A 14404-nucleotide genomic window follows, 5' to 3' on the forward strand; every position below is an offset into this window, starting at 1 on the left:
TTCTCTAAAATATTATGCATCTTTCCTTCTCTCAAGCTCCTTATCCCTGAGCGAGACAAAAATGCATGGTCGAGGGACAGTATATTATATAACCTCCCCGTATGTCAAGTCATATTTTTATGGCATGACAATAACACGCCCTCTTATGGGTACCACAACAGTATAGCACAAAACACTTGCCACGTAAAATATTTTTTACATTTACGTAATGTTTTTGTAACATTTGAACCTGACAAGCCATAAGCGAACGGACTTGCTTCGTGAGCTTCGCATGAATTAGTTCAGACTCGCCAACACTTTCTCAATCGTTTCTTCCAGTTCCAATCCATCTTCGCATACTGTCACATCTGCATATTTTTCAAACAATTTTACACGTTCTTCGTATAAATTCTTCAATGTCTGTCCGTCACGCAGTACGACTCCACGGCTCTTTGCATTTCTAAGTCTCTTATTTATTGTTTCAAATGATACCTGCAAATATACGACTTTTCCGATTTCTTTGTAATGTTTCATTGCATTTTCACAATATACAACGCTTCCGCCCGGTGCAATCACTGTTTTTTCCGCCTCGATTTCAGCATTGATCCTATCCTCAACTTCCAGGAAACCGTCCGGTCCAACCTCCGCTATGATCTCTCTAAGAAGCTTTCCTTCCTTTTCCTGGATGACCAGATCTGTATCTACAAAATTATAACCCAGGCGCTTTGCAACAATAACACCCACGGTGCTTTTTCCAACTGCTGGCATACCTATTAAAATGATGTTATCCATGATGTTTTTATCCTTCTATTTTTGCTTTTCTTCCTTTTATAATAAATGTGCTTTCATCTTTTCCTTTTATTATATGCAGCCTCTAATGGACAGGTGACTTTTCTACTCGCCAAATACAACCTCTTCCAATATGCGGGCTGCATCTTTCACACAATCCGGACAGGCTTTTGCCGGCGTTCCTGTCTCGACTCCCTTTAATTCCTTACAGATTACGCTACCGCTCTCCTCTTTGAATCTGCGCACAATTTCTTTGGATATTTTATAAGTTGCCCCTTTACTTCCCGGACCACCCATTTCCACAGTACTATTCTTGGCACCGGCAATTACACAGGCTGCTGTGACAGCTCCACATGTTCCTTCCATGCCGCCCATTCCAAGGCCAAGCCCTTCTGTCATACGAAACATCGTTTCTTCATCAATTCCAACCAGATCACAATATGCACACGCTACTGCCTGTGCACAGTTGTATCCACTCTTATGTTTTTCTGCAACTTTGTCTACTCTTGTTTCCATTCCTATCTCCTTATCTTTTCCATAATTTATAGGATATCAGCCTATCTCACGACATATGCTATGCATGACTTAATTGCATTTATCCGCTTTTCCAACAAGATATGTCACTTATGCATTCCGTGTTCCTTCACTTTTAATTTTCAAGCTATAAAAGATACTGTATATTTTATCACGAATCTTTTCTTTTTCCCATCCCTTATCTTTTTCTTCTTTATTGAGAATTCTAATAATACCCGATTTTAAGCAGCTAAATCAATAATATTTCCGTCTCATACTTCTGTTTTCCCGTCTTCTCTGACACAGTTCCTGATAGGTCATGACCTGGATCAGATTCTGCAGCCACTCGCCTGTTTCCTCGCCTTCTTTTGCTTCATCTTTCTTTGTTTCATCTTCTTTCGCGCGATTATAAATTCTTCTGCAAAGCAGCAGCAACTGCAGCCGGTCCGGATATTCGTCATACATAACGCTCCCCGTATACTCCAGACGGTCACATTCCTCTTCGATATATGGTATCAGACGCTTTGCCGTTCCTGGATATACACTCTTCATATATTCATAATCCCTCTGGTTCTGACGCTCATCATCATATAATAGCGGCATTGGATACGCCATATAGTAAGGAAGTTTTTCATCCATGTTCATACACTCCCACAAAATTCATCTGCTTTATCATATGCAGAAAGGAAAAAAGCGGAACAGCAATTGCTGTTCCGCTCAAATTTTTCTGTATTCTGTTTTTTATTAACCTAAGAGCAGTAAGCCGAATACCAATGTGAAGAGGGCTACTGTCTCTACGATACCTACTACGATGAAGTAGTTAGCTGTACCTTTTCCGGTTGCTCCTAATGCATCAGATGCTCCAGCGGCACATTTACCCTGGAATAATGCTGAAAGTCCGATTGCGAGTCCACAGAAGATACCAACACCAAGTGCCAGTCCTGCGTCTGCTCCGCCTTCTACTGCTGATTTGATAAAGTTCATAAGAAGGAATCCGTAGATTGTCTGTGTAAGAGGTGCTCCAGCGAACGCGATCATGATGAACGGTGCCGGTTTTCCACTTGCATAACACTTTTTCCATGCTCCTACTGCTGCCTGTCCTGCAAATCCTGCACCGAATGCTGATCCTGAAGCAGATAAACCAAGTGCAGCTGCCATTCCAACAAATGCTAAATTCATAATTTTTCTCCTTTAATTAAATACTATTTAATAATTTTATCGTTTACTTTAAATGGTTCGTATGCAATTCCTGTCCACTCCAGTCCTGCCTGTCCTGAGAACTCCAGAACGTTCAATCTGACACCGTGTACTACGACTGACAGGAAGCACATGATAATATTCAGGCCGTGTCCGATAAGTACAACTACAACAGCGAGAATAATAAGCGGTCCGTGGAATCCTGCTGCGATTCCGTTAAAGCTCTGAGAAATGGCAAGTCCTGCCATACCTACTGCGAACAGACGGATATAACTCATTACGTTACCAAAGCAGCTGATCGTATTCAGGAATACGGTAAACGCATCTGCAAGACCAGCTTTCAGTCCCTGTGCAAATGTACGATCCGGTGACATTGCACCGAAGAGAACAACGAGTAAAAATGCTACACCAATCATTGCAAATACCGGTGTGATGTTAATGCTCTCTCCGATTACCAGATAAAGCGATAATAAATACATTGCTACAATTGCTACGAGCCAGCCAAGGTCTGCAACCCAGCTCAGGTTCTTCTCAGCAATCTTTTTCTTAATAGAGATCAGACTACCAAGTGCCATCTGAATTGCTCCTACAGAGAATGAGAACTTCATGATCATGTTCTGCTGTGCAAGAGCTGTAACTCCGAAATAATCCGGATAGTTTGCAAAGCTTGGAATTACCAGTGCTTTCAGGAACGGAACATTCATTGCTGACTCCATTCCGAACCAGGTACCGGTAATCGCTCCCCATATAACGGTTGCAATTGAAAGTACAAATAATAAGTAAACTATGTTGCTATATTTCTTTTCGCCTTTTGTCTTCACTGCAAATACTATTGTTCCGATCAGAATCAGCATACCATATCCGGCATCACCGATGATCATTGCAAAGAACAGTGTGAAGAACAGGAAGAACCAAAGTGAGATATCAGACTCTCTGTATCCCGGAAGGATTCCTAAGATGTCAAATACCGGCTGGATCAGTCCGGAGACTTTTCCGTATTTAACTTTCGTAGGCACTTGATCGTCGTCCTCTGCTACATCTTCCTGCGCCCAAGCCCATTTATTTGCTGAAGCCGCTTCTTTGAATTTTGGAAGGTCTTCCTCTGGAAGATATCCTGAAATCCATACGAAATCCTCATCGCTTTCTGCGGTCTCACTTGCGGAAGAATAATTCTCCTCGTTCTGAGCTTTGAGCATCTGAGCCTGAAAACTGGCATCATATACAGCAGCTTTTTTAAGGATCTCGTCGCACTCTGCGTTCTGACGCTGGCACTCCTCAATCTCTTTTGTAAGTTCACTGATTCCTTTTTCCGGAATTGCGAACTCTGCTGCCGGAATTGTTGCCGGTAAAGCTCCGATTACAGCAACGGTATCCATCTTATCAATAGTAGCAAGACGGATCATCTTAACTTCCGGATCCTGCTCAGCCATCTCAAATTCATTTTTTGCCAGACGGTAAAAATGAAGATCATACCCTGCTTCTTTTAATTCTTTTAATTCAGCCGGTGCGAAATCGCCCCATGCTTTTACTCGTTCTATCTCTGCACCTGCTGCGCTCATCTCCTGGGACAGCGCTGACTTTTTGTCTAGTGCTGCAAGCACGCCCTGATACATCTCTTCAAACTGTTCGTCTGAAAGGATCGGAGCTTCTTCTTTCCCCTTGGATTTTTTATCCGGCGCATAGTCTAATAATACTCCGGCAGTCTTAGAAAGTGTTGTAAATCTTTCTGACGCTGCGCGTGCCGGACTTTTCTTCTCTGCCAGATGCAGAAGTCCGAGATCCCGAAGTCCATCGAGCATCTCATCTTTCTTGGAGACGGATGACACGACATAGACCATTTTCATCTTTTCAATCATTTTGCCGCCTCCACAAGTTTTTTCTTTGAAATCTTTCCGCGAACAACTGCCGCTGTCTGCTGATCTCCAAGGAATACACCGATCACACGGATATTCTCCTTTGCCTCCGGAATCTTAACTTTCTCGAACAGATTTACTCTCTGAGATGTAGCACGAAGCTCATTCTCAAGAAGTGTTTCCTGTTTTCGAAGTGTAGATACCAATGCATCCAGACGAGCAATCTCACGAAGTTTTACAATTGCAGTATCAACCCACAAAGGATAGTCGTCAACATCGTAAACAATGTCTTTAAATGTCAGCTCCTGAAATGTTGGAACCGTTACACCTGCGATGTTCTCATTCTTACAGATAACTGTCTCTGGCTGTACCAGGTGATCGAGTTTTTTCTCTTCATCGAAGATTTCATTCTCCGCGAAAACTGCAACCCAGTCATCCAAGTCTCCAATCATCTGAGCACGTTCGACTTCCTTCTGCTCCAGTTCAGCTTTTGTCTTCATAATTACCGATTGCAACTGCTGTTTTTTAAGCTGCAGAGTAGGAAGATAGCGCTGATACTGTTTCAGGTGGTCTTTCTGCACCTTCTGCTCATTTTTTGTAAGTTTGATAGCCATCAACTACTCCTTTTAGTTTAATGCCTCTTTCTTTGGCCATCTTTCTTTCAGAAGACTTGTCTTCAAACCAGTCTCATTTGGTTCGAAGCACTCTGCAAGAATTTCCCAACCAAGATCAAGTGCATTTTCAAGTGGGATATTAACACTAAGGTCCATTAATTTTGTTTCGAACAATTCACCGTATTTCAAGAGTTTCTCGTCCCATTCACTCATAAGGAATCCCATGGATTTCTTCTCGAGAGCTTCCTTGTACTGTGAGTACAGACGAATCATACCATCCATCAATGCACGGTGGTCATCTCTTGTCTTACCATTTACGTTCTGTTTCAGACGTGAAAGAGAACCGAATGGCTCGATATGTCCATTTTTCAAATAATACTGACCTTCAGTGATATAACCTGTATTATCAGGTACCGGATGAGTTACATCATCACCTGGCATTGTTGTAACACCAAGGATTGTGATAGAACCTGCACCCTCGATATCAACCGCCTTCTCATAACGAGATGCAAGGCAACTGTAAAGGTCTCCCGGATAACCACGGTTTGATGGTACCTGCTCCATCGTAATAGCCATCTCTTTCTGTGCATCTGCGTAGTTTGTCATGTCAGTAAGAAGTACAAGTACTTTCTTTCCGGCAAGAGCGAACTGCTCTGCAACAGCAAGAGACATATCTGGAACCAGTGTACACTCAACGATCGGGTCAGCTGCTGTATGAATAAACATAACTGTGTGGCTCATTGCTCCACCTTTTTCAAGTGTATCGCGGAATGTAAGGTAATCGTCATATTTCAGACCCATACCTCCAAGTACGATAACATCTACTTCTGCCTGAAGAGCGATACGTGAAAGTAACGCATTGTAAGGCTCACCTGAAATAGAGAAAATCGGGAGTTTCTGGCTCTCTACCAGTGTATTGAACACGTCGATCATCGGAATACCTGTACGGATCATATTCTTAGGAAGAATACGTTTTGCAGGGTTAAATGAAGGTCCACCGATCGGAATCATGTTCTCTGTAAGTGCCGGACCGTGATCTCTTGGAACTCCTGCTCCGTCAAATACACGTCCGAGCAGATGCTCTGAGAAGGAAACCATCATAGGTCTGTCAAGGAAACGAACAGAATCGTTGGTTCCAACACCCTGTGCACCTGCAAATACCTGAAGAGATACAATGTCTCTGTCAAGTTTAATAACTGTCGCGTAACTGTCACCTACTAAAGCAAGGTCGCCAAGACGAACACCTTCTGCTTTAACAGTAACAACGTTACCGACGATTGATTCAATTTTTGTATATACTTTCTGCACTTTAGAACCTCCTACTCAACTGCTTTTGACTTGTAGAATTCCTCAATCTTCTTCGCCTGCTCATGGTATTCTGGTGTCTCAAAGACAGTACCATGCCAGTCAAGGAATTCCTGTCTCAACTGGTTGAAGAAGCTTCGAATTTCATTCTTGTCTTCCAAATCATAGGACGCCATTAATGCTTCATAAAGTTTATCGAATTCCTGTCTCTGTCTCTCCGGTGGGCATGCTGCGTCAATCGGATCGAATGAGTTCTGCTGAAGATATACAGCATCAAGAAGTTCGCCTTTCTGATAAATGATGTAGTCTTCTGCGGATGTTCCTTCCTCACCAACTACCTTCATCATCTGATTGATCTCGTTTCCTCTTGTAAGGATTGCACGAGCCTCTTCGATACGTCCCATATCTACAACACCGGTATATTTAGACCATGAATCCATCGGATGGATTGCAGGGTATTTACGAGCATCTGAACGCTCTCTTGAAAGTCCGTGGAATGCTCCAACTACCTTCAGTGTTGCCTGTGTTACAGGTTCCTCAAAGTTACCACCGGCTGGTGATACTGTACCACCGATTGTAACAGATCCGACTTTACCATTCTTAAGTCTTACTTTACCAGCTCTCTCATAGAAAGAAGCGATTGTAGACTCAAGGTAAGCCGGGAATGCCTCTTCACCCGGAATCTCTTCCAGACGTCCTGACATCTCACGCATCGCCTGTGCCCAACGGCTTGTAGAATCTGCAAGAAGAAGAACGTCAAGTCCCATCTGTCTGTAGTACTCTGCAAGTGTTACGGCTGTGTAGCAGGAAGCCTCTCTGGCCGCTACCGGCATGGAAGATGTATTACAGATGATGATTGTTCTTTCCATAAGAGATCTTCCTGTCTTAGGATCTTCCAGTTCAGGGAACTCTTTCAGAATCTCTACAACCTCACCGGCACGCTCTCCACAAGCTGCCACGATAACGATATCTGCCTCACCATTCTTTGCTTCCATATGCTGAAGAACTGTCTTACCAGCTCCGAAAGGTCCAGGAACGCAGAATGTTCCACCTTTTGCTACCGGGAGGAATGCGTCTACACAACGAAGCTGTGTTACCAGCGGCTCGTCCGGACGAAGTCTCTCATCATAGCATTTTACAGCCTGTTTGATCGGCTGTGAGATTACCATGCTGAGTTCTTTCTCCTCACCTTTGCTGTTTGCGATCACGCAAATTGTTGCTCTTACATTATAAGAGCCTTTTTCTTTAATAGATTTAACTGTCCAGTCACTACCTTTCAGTGTGAACGGAACCATAATTTCATGTTTAAATAATCCTTCAGGAACACTACCGATTGAATCTCCTGCTTCTACGGAATCTCCAACTGCTACAGATGGTGTGAACTCCCAATCTCTATCTGGAATAGGATCAAGATACACACCTCTCTCAAGGAAGAATCCACACTGCTCTGCAAGATCCGGCAACGGGTTCTGAAGTCCATCAAATACCTGGGTTAACAGACCTGGTCCAAGTTCTACGCTCATCAGCTCACCAGTAAACTCTACCTGATCTCCGACTTTGATACCATTTGACATCTCGTAGATCTGCATGCTGGCAACACCATTGTTGATTCGGATAACCTCTCCTTTAAGACGTTTTCCATCAACAAGAATATAAGCAACTTCGTTCTTATGAACTGCACCATCAAAGCTGACGTTTGCCAGGTTTCCGTTAATACCAGTTACATATCCTGTTACTGTTTCCATCAATTCTCTCCTGTTATAAGCTATATACGCGTTGCTGCACCTGATCAAAAAGACGTTTGAATTCCTTCTGTCCTTTTGACTGAACAAAACAGCTCTGGCGTTCAAGCAATTTTAATTTAATCGCATACCCGAATAAATATACATCATCGAAAGTATGCAAGCCTACCAATGAATCAAGATTATCAAATTCATAATCCAACAAGATCTTCTCTGCTTCCAGCGGATTCTTTGCAGCCAGCGCTGCTCCTGCTACCTGTGCAGTCACAGAATCCTTATCATAGGATGCCAGATATGGTCTTCCCAGATTTACACTTCTCTGATAGTTGAGTTCGCTCATAAGATTCTTATAAGAGGCAGCCCACTCTTTCATGATTGGTCCCTCTTCTGACGAAAGTGTCAGGTTCTTTAAGCACTCATACTTTGATTCACTTACATTTGACTGGCACATGCCAAGAAATTCCTCATAGGAAAATGGCATCTCCCCGTCTGTTCTCAGGTCCGGCAGGCTTGATATCAAGTAATAATATGAAGCCATAGGCACCTCCTGTTAGAAATCGAGATCTCTGAAGTATGGCATCAGCATCTGCATGATCTCATCATCAGAACAGTCGAAATAACCTGAACCGTCTTTTGCAGCCAAACGGAATCCTGCTCGAACACCCTTTGTAGGTCTGATCTCAAGTCCATTCTTGATCTCTTCTGCAAGTTCTGCTTTGAGTGAATCGTTCACTTCTGAAACTTCAACTGCATAATTCTTCACATCTTCATCTGATACTACAGCGTGGATCAGTTTTCCAAGAGCTGCGTCTGAGAGATTGTTCTCAATCTTTGCTGAAAGAATCTTTTCAAATTCAGCCTGTACCTCAGTTTTGAATGCAAGCATAGCATCTCTTTTTGCCTGCTCTGCACTGATTGCAGCGCTTTCTTTAAGAATACCGATCTCTTTTTCTGAAGCTTCCTGAACACTCTTAGCCTCAGCCTTCGCATCTGCTACAATTGTTTCTGCTTTTTTCTTAGCTTCTGAAATAATTGCTTCTGCTTCTGCATTAGCCGCCTCAATTCCGTCTTTGCGGATTGACGAAACTAAGTCTTGAATCTGTAATTCCATAAGTTCACTTCCTTTTCTTTATTTTCTTGGTTCTGTTATGCCACAGCATCTGCTGTTATGGCATTTTTCGGACTTTTAATTCTTCTTTCAGGCTTTCATCCCATTGTCCGTGTCTGGGACTCAGCAGTACAAAGCTTCCCCAAGCTTCACATTAAGAACTCCAGAGGTTTTCCGTTCCCCCTTCTTCTCAATGGCTGCTTCTGCCGTTTGCTCACCACCTCTCCCTTTAGATAGAATAAACCTTCTAATTGAAATTATAATATACCAAACCTGGAAAATCTATAAATTTATCATTTTTTCATATATTTACAGAGTGTTTTTATATTTTCATGAAGGCTATTATAATAGTTTCCCTGAGTCTCCCCAGTGTAATCTGTGCAGATGTCCTTCCAGATTCATCCCTGCAAAGCCATTTTGCCGCAGAGCTTCATAAAGAACAATCGACACGGAATTGCTTAAGTTTAAAGATCTGATATCACCCACCATCGGAATTCTTACACAGTCTTCCTGATGTTGTACCAAAATCTCCTCCGGTATCCCCGCACTCTCTTTTCCGAACATAATATAGCAATCCGGTTCATAACTCACTTCCGTGTACACCTTTGGTGCCTTGGTCGTCGCCATGTAGATCTTTGCTCCTGGATTGCGTTCCAGAAAATCCGCATAATCAATGTATGTAGTCACATCCAGACTTCCCCAGTAATCCATACCGGCCCGTTTCAGGTTTTTCTCATCCAGACGAAATCCTAATGGTTCGATCAGATGTAATCTGGTATTAGTTGCCACACATGTGCGTCCGATATTCCCAGTATTCGCTGGTATCTCCGGTTCGTGCAGTACGATATTTAGCATTTATCTATCACCTTTCTGCATTTATTCAAAAAAACTATTTGTACAAAATTGTACTTAATTTTATACAATAAGTCAATGGTTTTTCTAGTAAAAATGTGTTTTTCTTTCTATCCTAATTGATATTTTTTGCATATTATGAACAAATTACTTGCAGAAAGAGACATACCTGTATGCTTGCAGATATGTCTCTTCCCTTTCATTTTTTCTTTATTTTCAGGCTTTATTAGCATTTTTTTAACAATATTAAAGCCTCTATTTTTTTCTCAGTTTTTCGATAAAATGATTTACCCGTCCGAGCGCTTCTTTCAAATCGTCCAATGAATATGCGTAGGAAATTCGGATATATCCTTCTCCACTTGCACCAAATGCACTTCCCGGAACAACTGCGACCTTCTCCTCTCGAAGCAGTTCCGTCGCAAATTCTTCAGACGTCATCCCAAACTCCTGAATGTTCGGGAACACATAAAATGCTCCAAATGGCTCAAAGCAACGAAGCCCCATTTCTTTAAACGTATGCATAAGATAACGTCTTCTCTCATTATATGCTGTGCGCATCTTCTGGATCTCATCATCACAGTTCTTCAATCCCTCGATTGCCGCATACTGACTGTTTGTCGGTGCACACAGGATTGCGTACTGATGGATCTTCACCATCTGCTCCATGATGATCTGCGGTCCGCATATGTACCCCAGTCTCCATCCCGTCATGGCAAGACCTTTTGAGAATCCATTTACGACCAGCGTCCTCTCCCGCATACCAGGAAGGGATGCAATGGAAACATGTTCTGTCTTATAAGTCAGTTCTGAATAAATCTCATCAGACAATACATAGAGATCATATTTCTCTACAAGTTTGGCAATCGGTTCCAGGTCTTCTTTTGTCATGATCGCACCAGTCGGGTTATTCGGGAACGGAAGCACCAGAATTTTTGTCTTCGGTGTGATTGCAGCTTCCAGTTCTTCTGCCGTTAGTTTAAATTCATTCTCCTCTTTCATCGGAATCGGCACCGGCACACCATCTGCCAGTGTGACACACGGTGCGTAGGATACATAAGACGGCTCAGGCACAAGCACTTCATCTCCCGGATTTAGCATAGCACGCATGGTAAGGTCAATTCCCTCACTTCCGCCAACCGTTACCATAACCTCATGCACATAGTCATAACGCACATGGATCTTTCTGTCCAGGTAGTTGCTGATTTCCTGACGCAGTTCCTTAAGTCCTGCATTTGACGTATAAAATGTACGTCCTTTTTCCAGAGTATAGATTCCTTCCTCCCGTACTCTCCAAGGAGTGTCAAAATCCGGCTCCCCCACTCCAAGAGAAATTGCATCTGGCATCTCGCTTACAATATCAAAAAATTTACGGATACCTGACGGTGCAATGCCGGTTATTTTCTTAGATAATGGATCTCTCATTATGGCATCACCGGTATCCTTTCTTCTTTTTTCTCATGTTTCAGGATCGTTCCATGATCCTTATATTTCTTTAAGATGAAATGTGTCGTTGTTCCTACTACACCTTCCAGAGTCGATAACTTCTCTGATACGAATCTTGATACTTCCATCAGTGTCTTTCCGTCAATGCTGACAAGGTAATCATAAGATCCGGAAATCAGGTAAACTGCAGTTACTTCCGGATAGTTCACAATACGGTCAGCCATATGGTCAAATCCACGCTCTCTCTGCGGGGTCACGCGAACTTCGATCAATGCATTCACAAAACCTCTTCCGGCTTTGTCCCAGTCGATCAGTGTATGGTAACCACAGATAATCCCTTCTTTCTCCATGTCTGCGATTTCATTTGCAACAGAAATTTCGTCTGTCCCAAGTAAAATTGCAAGTTCCCCAAGATCAGCTTTGCTGTTCTTTTCCAGATGTTTTAATATCTCACTACGAATTTCATTCATCTTAAACCTCCACTTTGGAGGATTCTGCTATATCTTCATCAATTCGTCCGGAGCAGGACGGTCGATATAGCGGATGTCCTCCCCATTCTGTATTATTTTGTCATTATTATCCGTAAGGCGTCCGATCACAGCCGCCTCTGTCTCCTCTTTTCGAAGCGCATCTGCCAGTGCTTCCCCGTCATCACATATCATTAATATGTTTCCCGTGGAAGCAAGCTGATACGGATTGAGCTTATAATATTCACAAATCTCGATTGTTTCCTGTCTCACAGGCATTGCCTTGAGATCCACTACAAGTCCGGTATCAGCTTCCTTAGCCAGTCTGTAAAGTGCGGCAAAGATACCGCCTTCTCCAACCTGGCGCATGACAGATACGCCTCCGGCTTTTGCAACCCTGATTTCACGTTCTGCGAAGATGGTCTCTCGGAATTCCTCTACCTGATGCAAAAAAGTTCCGGAAAAACGCTTTCCAAGTTCTCTTCTTTTTTCATCCAGAATACGTAGAGTTCCCTCCAGACCAATCCATTTTGTAAGGACAATGTCCTGACCGGCTCGCATCGTCTCCTTGTTCCACGCCTGCTGCTTTACATCAGCCGCCAAAGCGTTCACCTGTACAAATGTACCTGCTGCCCAGGCTGCGCGGATAATCTCCGGCTCCCAAAACGTCTGACCATGTTCTCTTGCACAGCGCGCGGCTTCAGCTTTCACATCATAAAGATGCGTTTTCTTTTCTTCCAGCGGTGCACAGACTCTGATTTCCATCTGATCCACCCGTTCCGCCCGCGTCAGCACTTCATTCATTGCCGCCGCAATTGCATATCTTCCTATCTGTTTTGAATTTCCGTAAGCTGTTGCCATCTCACTGACCACACAGCCATGTTCTGTCTCAAACTTCATATCTTGTCTGTTCACCTCCTGTCTTTTATTTCATTTATTTTCTCATTGATTTCCTAATTTTCAAAAAAACAAATCTGTCCTTTTTACCCGGCAGAAAATTCCTCCCGGCATTCTTACTGCTCAGACGAAGATTCCATGGAACTCGCCTCGCTAATCGCCGCCTGTATCTTTGCTTTATCCTGTGTTGAGACTGCTTCTTTCACAACCGCTGCCGCACTGCTGTTCTTTGTCTTGATTCCTACAGAAATGGTTTTGTCCGCTTTGCTGTAAGTACTTTCGTTAATGACATCTTTGCTCACCTGCTTACCATTCTCATAGACAATCTTCCAAAGTTTTACTTCTTTCCCCGTATGTGCACTTCCGGTCACTTCCATCTCTCCAAGCGCCAATTCCGCATCTGCTTTATACTTGACTCCCGGCTCTTCTGTCGATACCTCTTCCGACTCAAATTCAATCTTTCTTGTCTTATCTCTTGTCTCTTTTCCGTAAATTGCAAAACAAAGCTGATTATCGTCATCAATCTCTCCAAAAATGTAAATCGGAGTATCATAGTTATTTTCAAACACAAAATCTTTCGTGTCACCGGCAATTGCCGCATCTCTTGACGGCGGTACATAGGACACCAGCATCGAGTGTGGATACCGTTTTACGACTTTCAATTCAGAGAATAGCACTGCATTGTAGAGTGTCGTGGAAACCTGACAGATGCCACCGCCATATGTATCTACGACCTGACCATTCTCATAAGAACCTGCCTGCACATATCCATGTTCTTCATCATATGGTGCTGTTACATCGTGAACCGAAATCTGTTCTCCCGGCATCACGACTGTACCATTCAGTTTCTCCACACCATTTTTCAGATTCTTCCAGCGTTCTCCGCCTCCGGCATCTGTAGAAAATGAGCCAAGTTCATCCTGTATCGTGGACAGATCCGCCTCTGTCACACTTGGCTGTTCTTCTTTTACCTTTGCCTCCATGGCGAATGATCCATGATCCCAGGAGTCATTTAAATGTTTCTTAATTGCTTTTATAGTTCCACTCTTATCTACGGTCTCGCCAATTTCCTCTTTGTTAATCTGAAGTCCGCTTCCACTTTTCGTAATGGTCGCATTCTGTGCGTGCTTTGCAAATGGAACTGCCCGTTCTTCCAGAATATTCTCCGTCGCTTTCTGATCCAATGTATATTCCGGGCTCAGGACAACTTTTTCTTTAGATAGTTTACGAAGACTCTTATATCGTCCAAAAAGTCCGCCGCTTTTTCCATAGTCCATGGCAGCCTTCACATTCGCCTTCACGTCTGCGTAATCAAATCCACATTCCTCAAGTGTCGCTTCTGCCTTCTGACCTTCCACAGTCAGCGATACCGTCTGCTTCTGATCTGCTTTCTTCTGACCGGCCAGTTTCTCTAGTGCCTCTTTTTTTGAAAGCCCGGACAGATCTACGGTTCCCACATAGATATTCTCTGCAATCTTATCCTCCGGAAACTGTGATACATAGTGATGAAACGCGCCACAGACAATTCCAAGTATCAGAATACAGCCTGCAAGACAAAATCCTGCAATCCTGATTCTACGTCTTCTCATTCTCGCCTGTTTTCTGGTCATTCTCCTGCGTCTTCTTCGCGCCATCTTATTTTCTG

The 14404-nt window shown here is 43.2% G+C and carries 15 protein-coding genes; all 15 read right to left on the reverse strand.

What is annotated here, in order from left to right:
- Positions 1-276: 276 nt before the first annotated feature.
- Positions 277-771, reverse strand: a complete 495-nt coding sequence (locus tag LI149_RS09175) for a shikimate kinase (protein ID WP_227143255.1) — start codon at positions 769-771, stop codon at positions 277-279.
- 102 nt (positions 772-873) lie between these two features.
- Positions 874-1284, reverse strand: coding sequence for a C-GCAxxG-C-C family protein (locus LI149_RS09180; protein WP_117606407.1), 411 nt, complete (start codon positions 1282-1284; stop codon positions 874-876).
- Between the two features lie 252 nt (positions 1285-1536).
- Positions 1537-1920, reverse strand: coding sequence for a hypothetical protein (locus LI149_RS09185; protein WP_005338039.1), 384 nt, complete (start codon positions 1918-1920; stop codon positions 1537-1539).
- Between the two features lie 105 nt (positions 1921-2025).
- Positions 2026-2460: an ATP synthase subunit K gene (locus LI149_RS09190; protein ID WP_005331894.1), complete on the reverse strand. Its 435-nt coding sequence runs from the start codon at positions 2458-2460 to the stop codon at positions 2026-2028.
- A 23-nt stretch (positions 2461-2483) separates the two neighbouring features.
- On the reverse strand, positions 2484-4334 hold the full coding sequence (locus LI149_RS09195; RefSeq protein WP_117494442.1) for a V-type ATP synthase subunit I: 1851 nt from the start codon (positions 4332-4334) through the stop codon (positions 2484-2486).
- A complete protein-coding gene (locus LI149_RS09200; RefSeq protein WP_005331891.1) occupies positions 4331-4945 on the reverse strand; it encodes a V-type ATP synthase subunit D in 615 nt (204 codons plus the stop codon). Before LI149_RS09200 ends, LI149_RS09195 begins: the two co-directional genes overlap by 4 nt.
- A gap of 12 nt (positions 4946-4957) precedes the next feature.
- Positions 4958-6253: a V-type ATP synthase subunit B gene (locus LI149_RS09205; RefSeq protein WP_005331890.1), complete on the reverse strand. Its 1296-nt coding sequence runs from the start codon at positions 6251-6253 to the stop codon at positions 4958-4960.
- 11 nt (positions 6254-6264) lie between these two features.
- On the reverse strand, positions 6265-7995 hold the full coding sequence (locus LI149_RS09210) for a V-type ATP synthase subunit A (RefSeq protein WP_005331889.1): 1731 nt from the start codon (positions 7993-7995) through the stop codon (positions 6265-6267).
- 13 nt (positions 7996-8008) lie between these two features.
- Positions 8009-8530, reverse strand: coding sequence for a hypothetical protein (locus tag LI149_RS09215; protein ID WP_005331888.1), 522 nt, complete (start codon positions 8528-8530; stop codon positions 8009-8011).
- A gap of 12 nt (positions 8531-8542) precedes the next feature.
- Positions 8543-9103 carry a hypothetical protein gene (locus LI149_RS09220; RefSeq protein ID WP_005331887.1) on the reverse strand — a complete coding sequence of 187 codons (561 nt, stop codon included), beginning with the start codon at positions 9101-9103 and terminating at the stop codon, positions 8543-8545.
- Positions 9104-9442: 339 nt separating this feature from the next.
- Positions 9443-9955 carry a tRNA (cytidine(34)-2'-O)-methyltransferase gene (locus LI149_RS09225; protein ID WP_005331883.1) on the reverse strand — a complete coding sequence of 171 codons (513 nt, stop codon included), beginning with the start codon at positions 9953-9955 and terminating at the stop codon, positions 9443-9445.
- A 252-nt stretch (positions 9956-10207) separates the two neighbouring features.
- Entirely contained in the window at positions 10208-11374 is a 1167-nt protein-coding gene (locus LI149_RS09230) for an aminotransferase class I/II-fold pyridoxal phosphate-dependent enzyme (protein WP_005331879.1), read from the reverse strand.
- Positions 11374-11865, reverse strand: a complete 492-nt coding sequence (locus LI149_RS09235; RefSeq protein ID WP_005338050.1) for an Lrp/AsnC family transcriptional regulator — start codon at positions 11863-11865, stop codon at positions 11374-11376. Before LI149_RS09235 ends, LI149_RS09230 begins: the two co-directional genes overlap by 1 nt.
- A gap of 27 nt (positions 11866-11892) precedes the next feature.
- A complete protein-coding gene (locus tag LI149_RS09240) occupies positions 11893-12762 on the reverse strand; it encodes an AIR synthase-related protein (protein ID WP_005331872.1) in 870 nt (289 codons plus the stop codon).
- Positions 12763-12875: 113 nt separating this feature from the next.
- Positions 12876-14393: a VanW family protein gene (locus tag LI149_RS09245; protein ID WP_227143256.1), complete on the reverse strand. Its 1518-nt coding sequence runs from the start codon at positions 14391-14393 to the stop codon at positions 12876-12878.
- Positions 14394-14404 lie beyond the last annotated feature (11 nt).

The sequence above is a fragment of the Dorea sp. 210702-DFI.3.17 genome, from assembly GCF_020560825.1.
In the GTDB taxonomy this organism is placed as follows: domain Bacteria; phylum Bacillota; class Clostridia; order Lachnospirales; family Lachnospiraceae; genus Dorea; species Dorea formicigenerans.

Coding starts and splice junctions, on each gene's coding strand:
- LI149_RS09175 (WP_227143255.1), bottom strand. CDS start 771: ATGGATAACATCATTTTAATAGGTATGCCAGCAGTTGGAAAAAGCACC.
- LI149_RS09180 (WP_117606407.1), bottom strand. CDS start 1,284: ATGGAAACAAGAGTAGACAAAGTTGCAGAAAAACATAAGAGTGGATAC.
- LI149_RS09185 (WP_005338039.1), bottom strand. CDS start 1,920: ATGGATGAAAAACTTCCTTACTATATGGCGTATCCAATGCCGCTATTA.
- LI149_RS09190 (WP_005331894.1), bottom strand. CDS start 2,460: ATGAATTTAGCATTTGTTGGAATGGCAGCTGCACTTGGTTTATCTGCT.
- LI149_RS09195 (WP_117494442.1), bottom strand. CDS start 4,334: ATGATTGAAAAGATGAAAATGGTCTATGTCGTGTCATCCGTCTCCAAG.
- LI149_RS09200 (WP_005331891.1), bottom strand. CDS start 4,945: ATGGCTATCAAACTTACAAAAAATGAGCAGAAGGTGCAGAAAGACCAC.
- LI149_RS09210 (WP_005331889.1), bottom strand. CDS start 7,995: ATGGAAACAGTAACAGGATATGTAACTGGTATTAACGGAAACCTGGCA.
- LI149_RS09215 (WP_005331888.1), bottom strand. CDS start 8,530: ATGGCTTCATATTATTACTTGATATCAAGCCTGCCGGACCTGAGAACA.
- LI149_RS09220 (WP_005331887.1), bottom strand. CDS start 9,103: ATGGAATTACAGATTCAAGACTTAGTTTCGTCAATCCGCAAAGACGGA.
- LI149_RS09225 (WP_005331883.1), bottom strand. CDS start 9,955: ATGCTAAATATCGTACTGCACGAACCGGAGATACCAGCGAATACTGGG.
- LI149_RS09230 (WP_005331879.1), bottom strand. CDS start 11,374: ATGAGAGATCCATTATCTAAGAAAATAACCGGCATTGCACCGTCAGGT.
- LI149_RS09235 (WP_005338050.1), bottom strand. CDS start 11,865: ATGAATGAAATTCGTAGTGAGATATTAAAACATCTGGAAAAGAACAGC.
- LI149_RS09240 (WP_005331872.1), bottom strand. CDS start 12,762: ATGAAGTTTGAGACAGAACATGGCTGTGTGGTCAGTGAGATGGCAACA.
- LI149_RS09245 (WP_227143256.1), bottom strand. CDS start 14,393: ATGGCGCGAAGAAGACGCAGGAGAATGACCAGAAAACAGGCGAGAATG.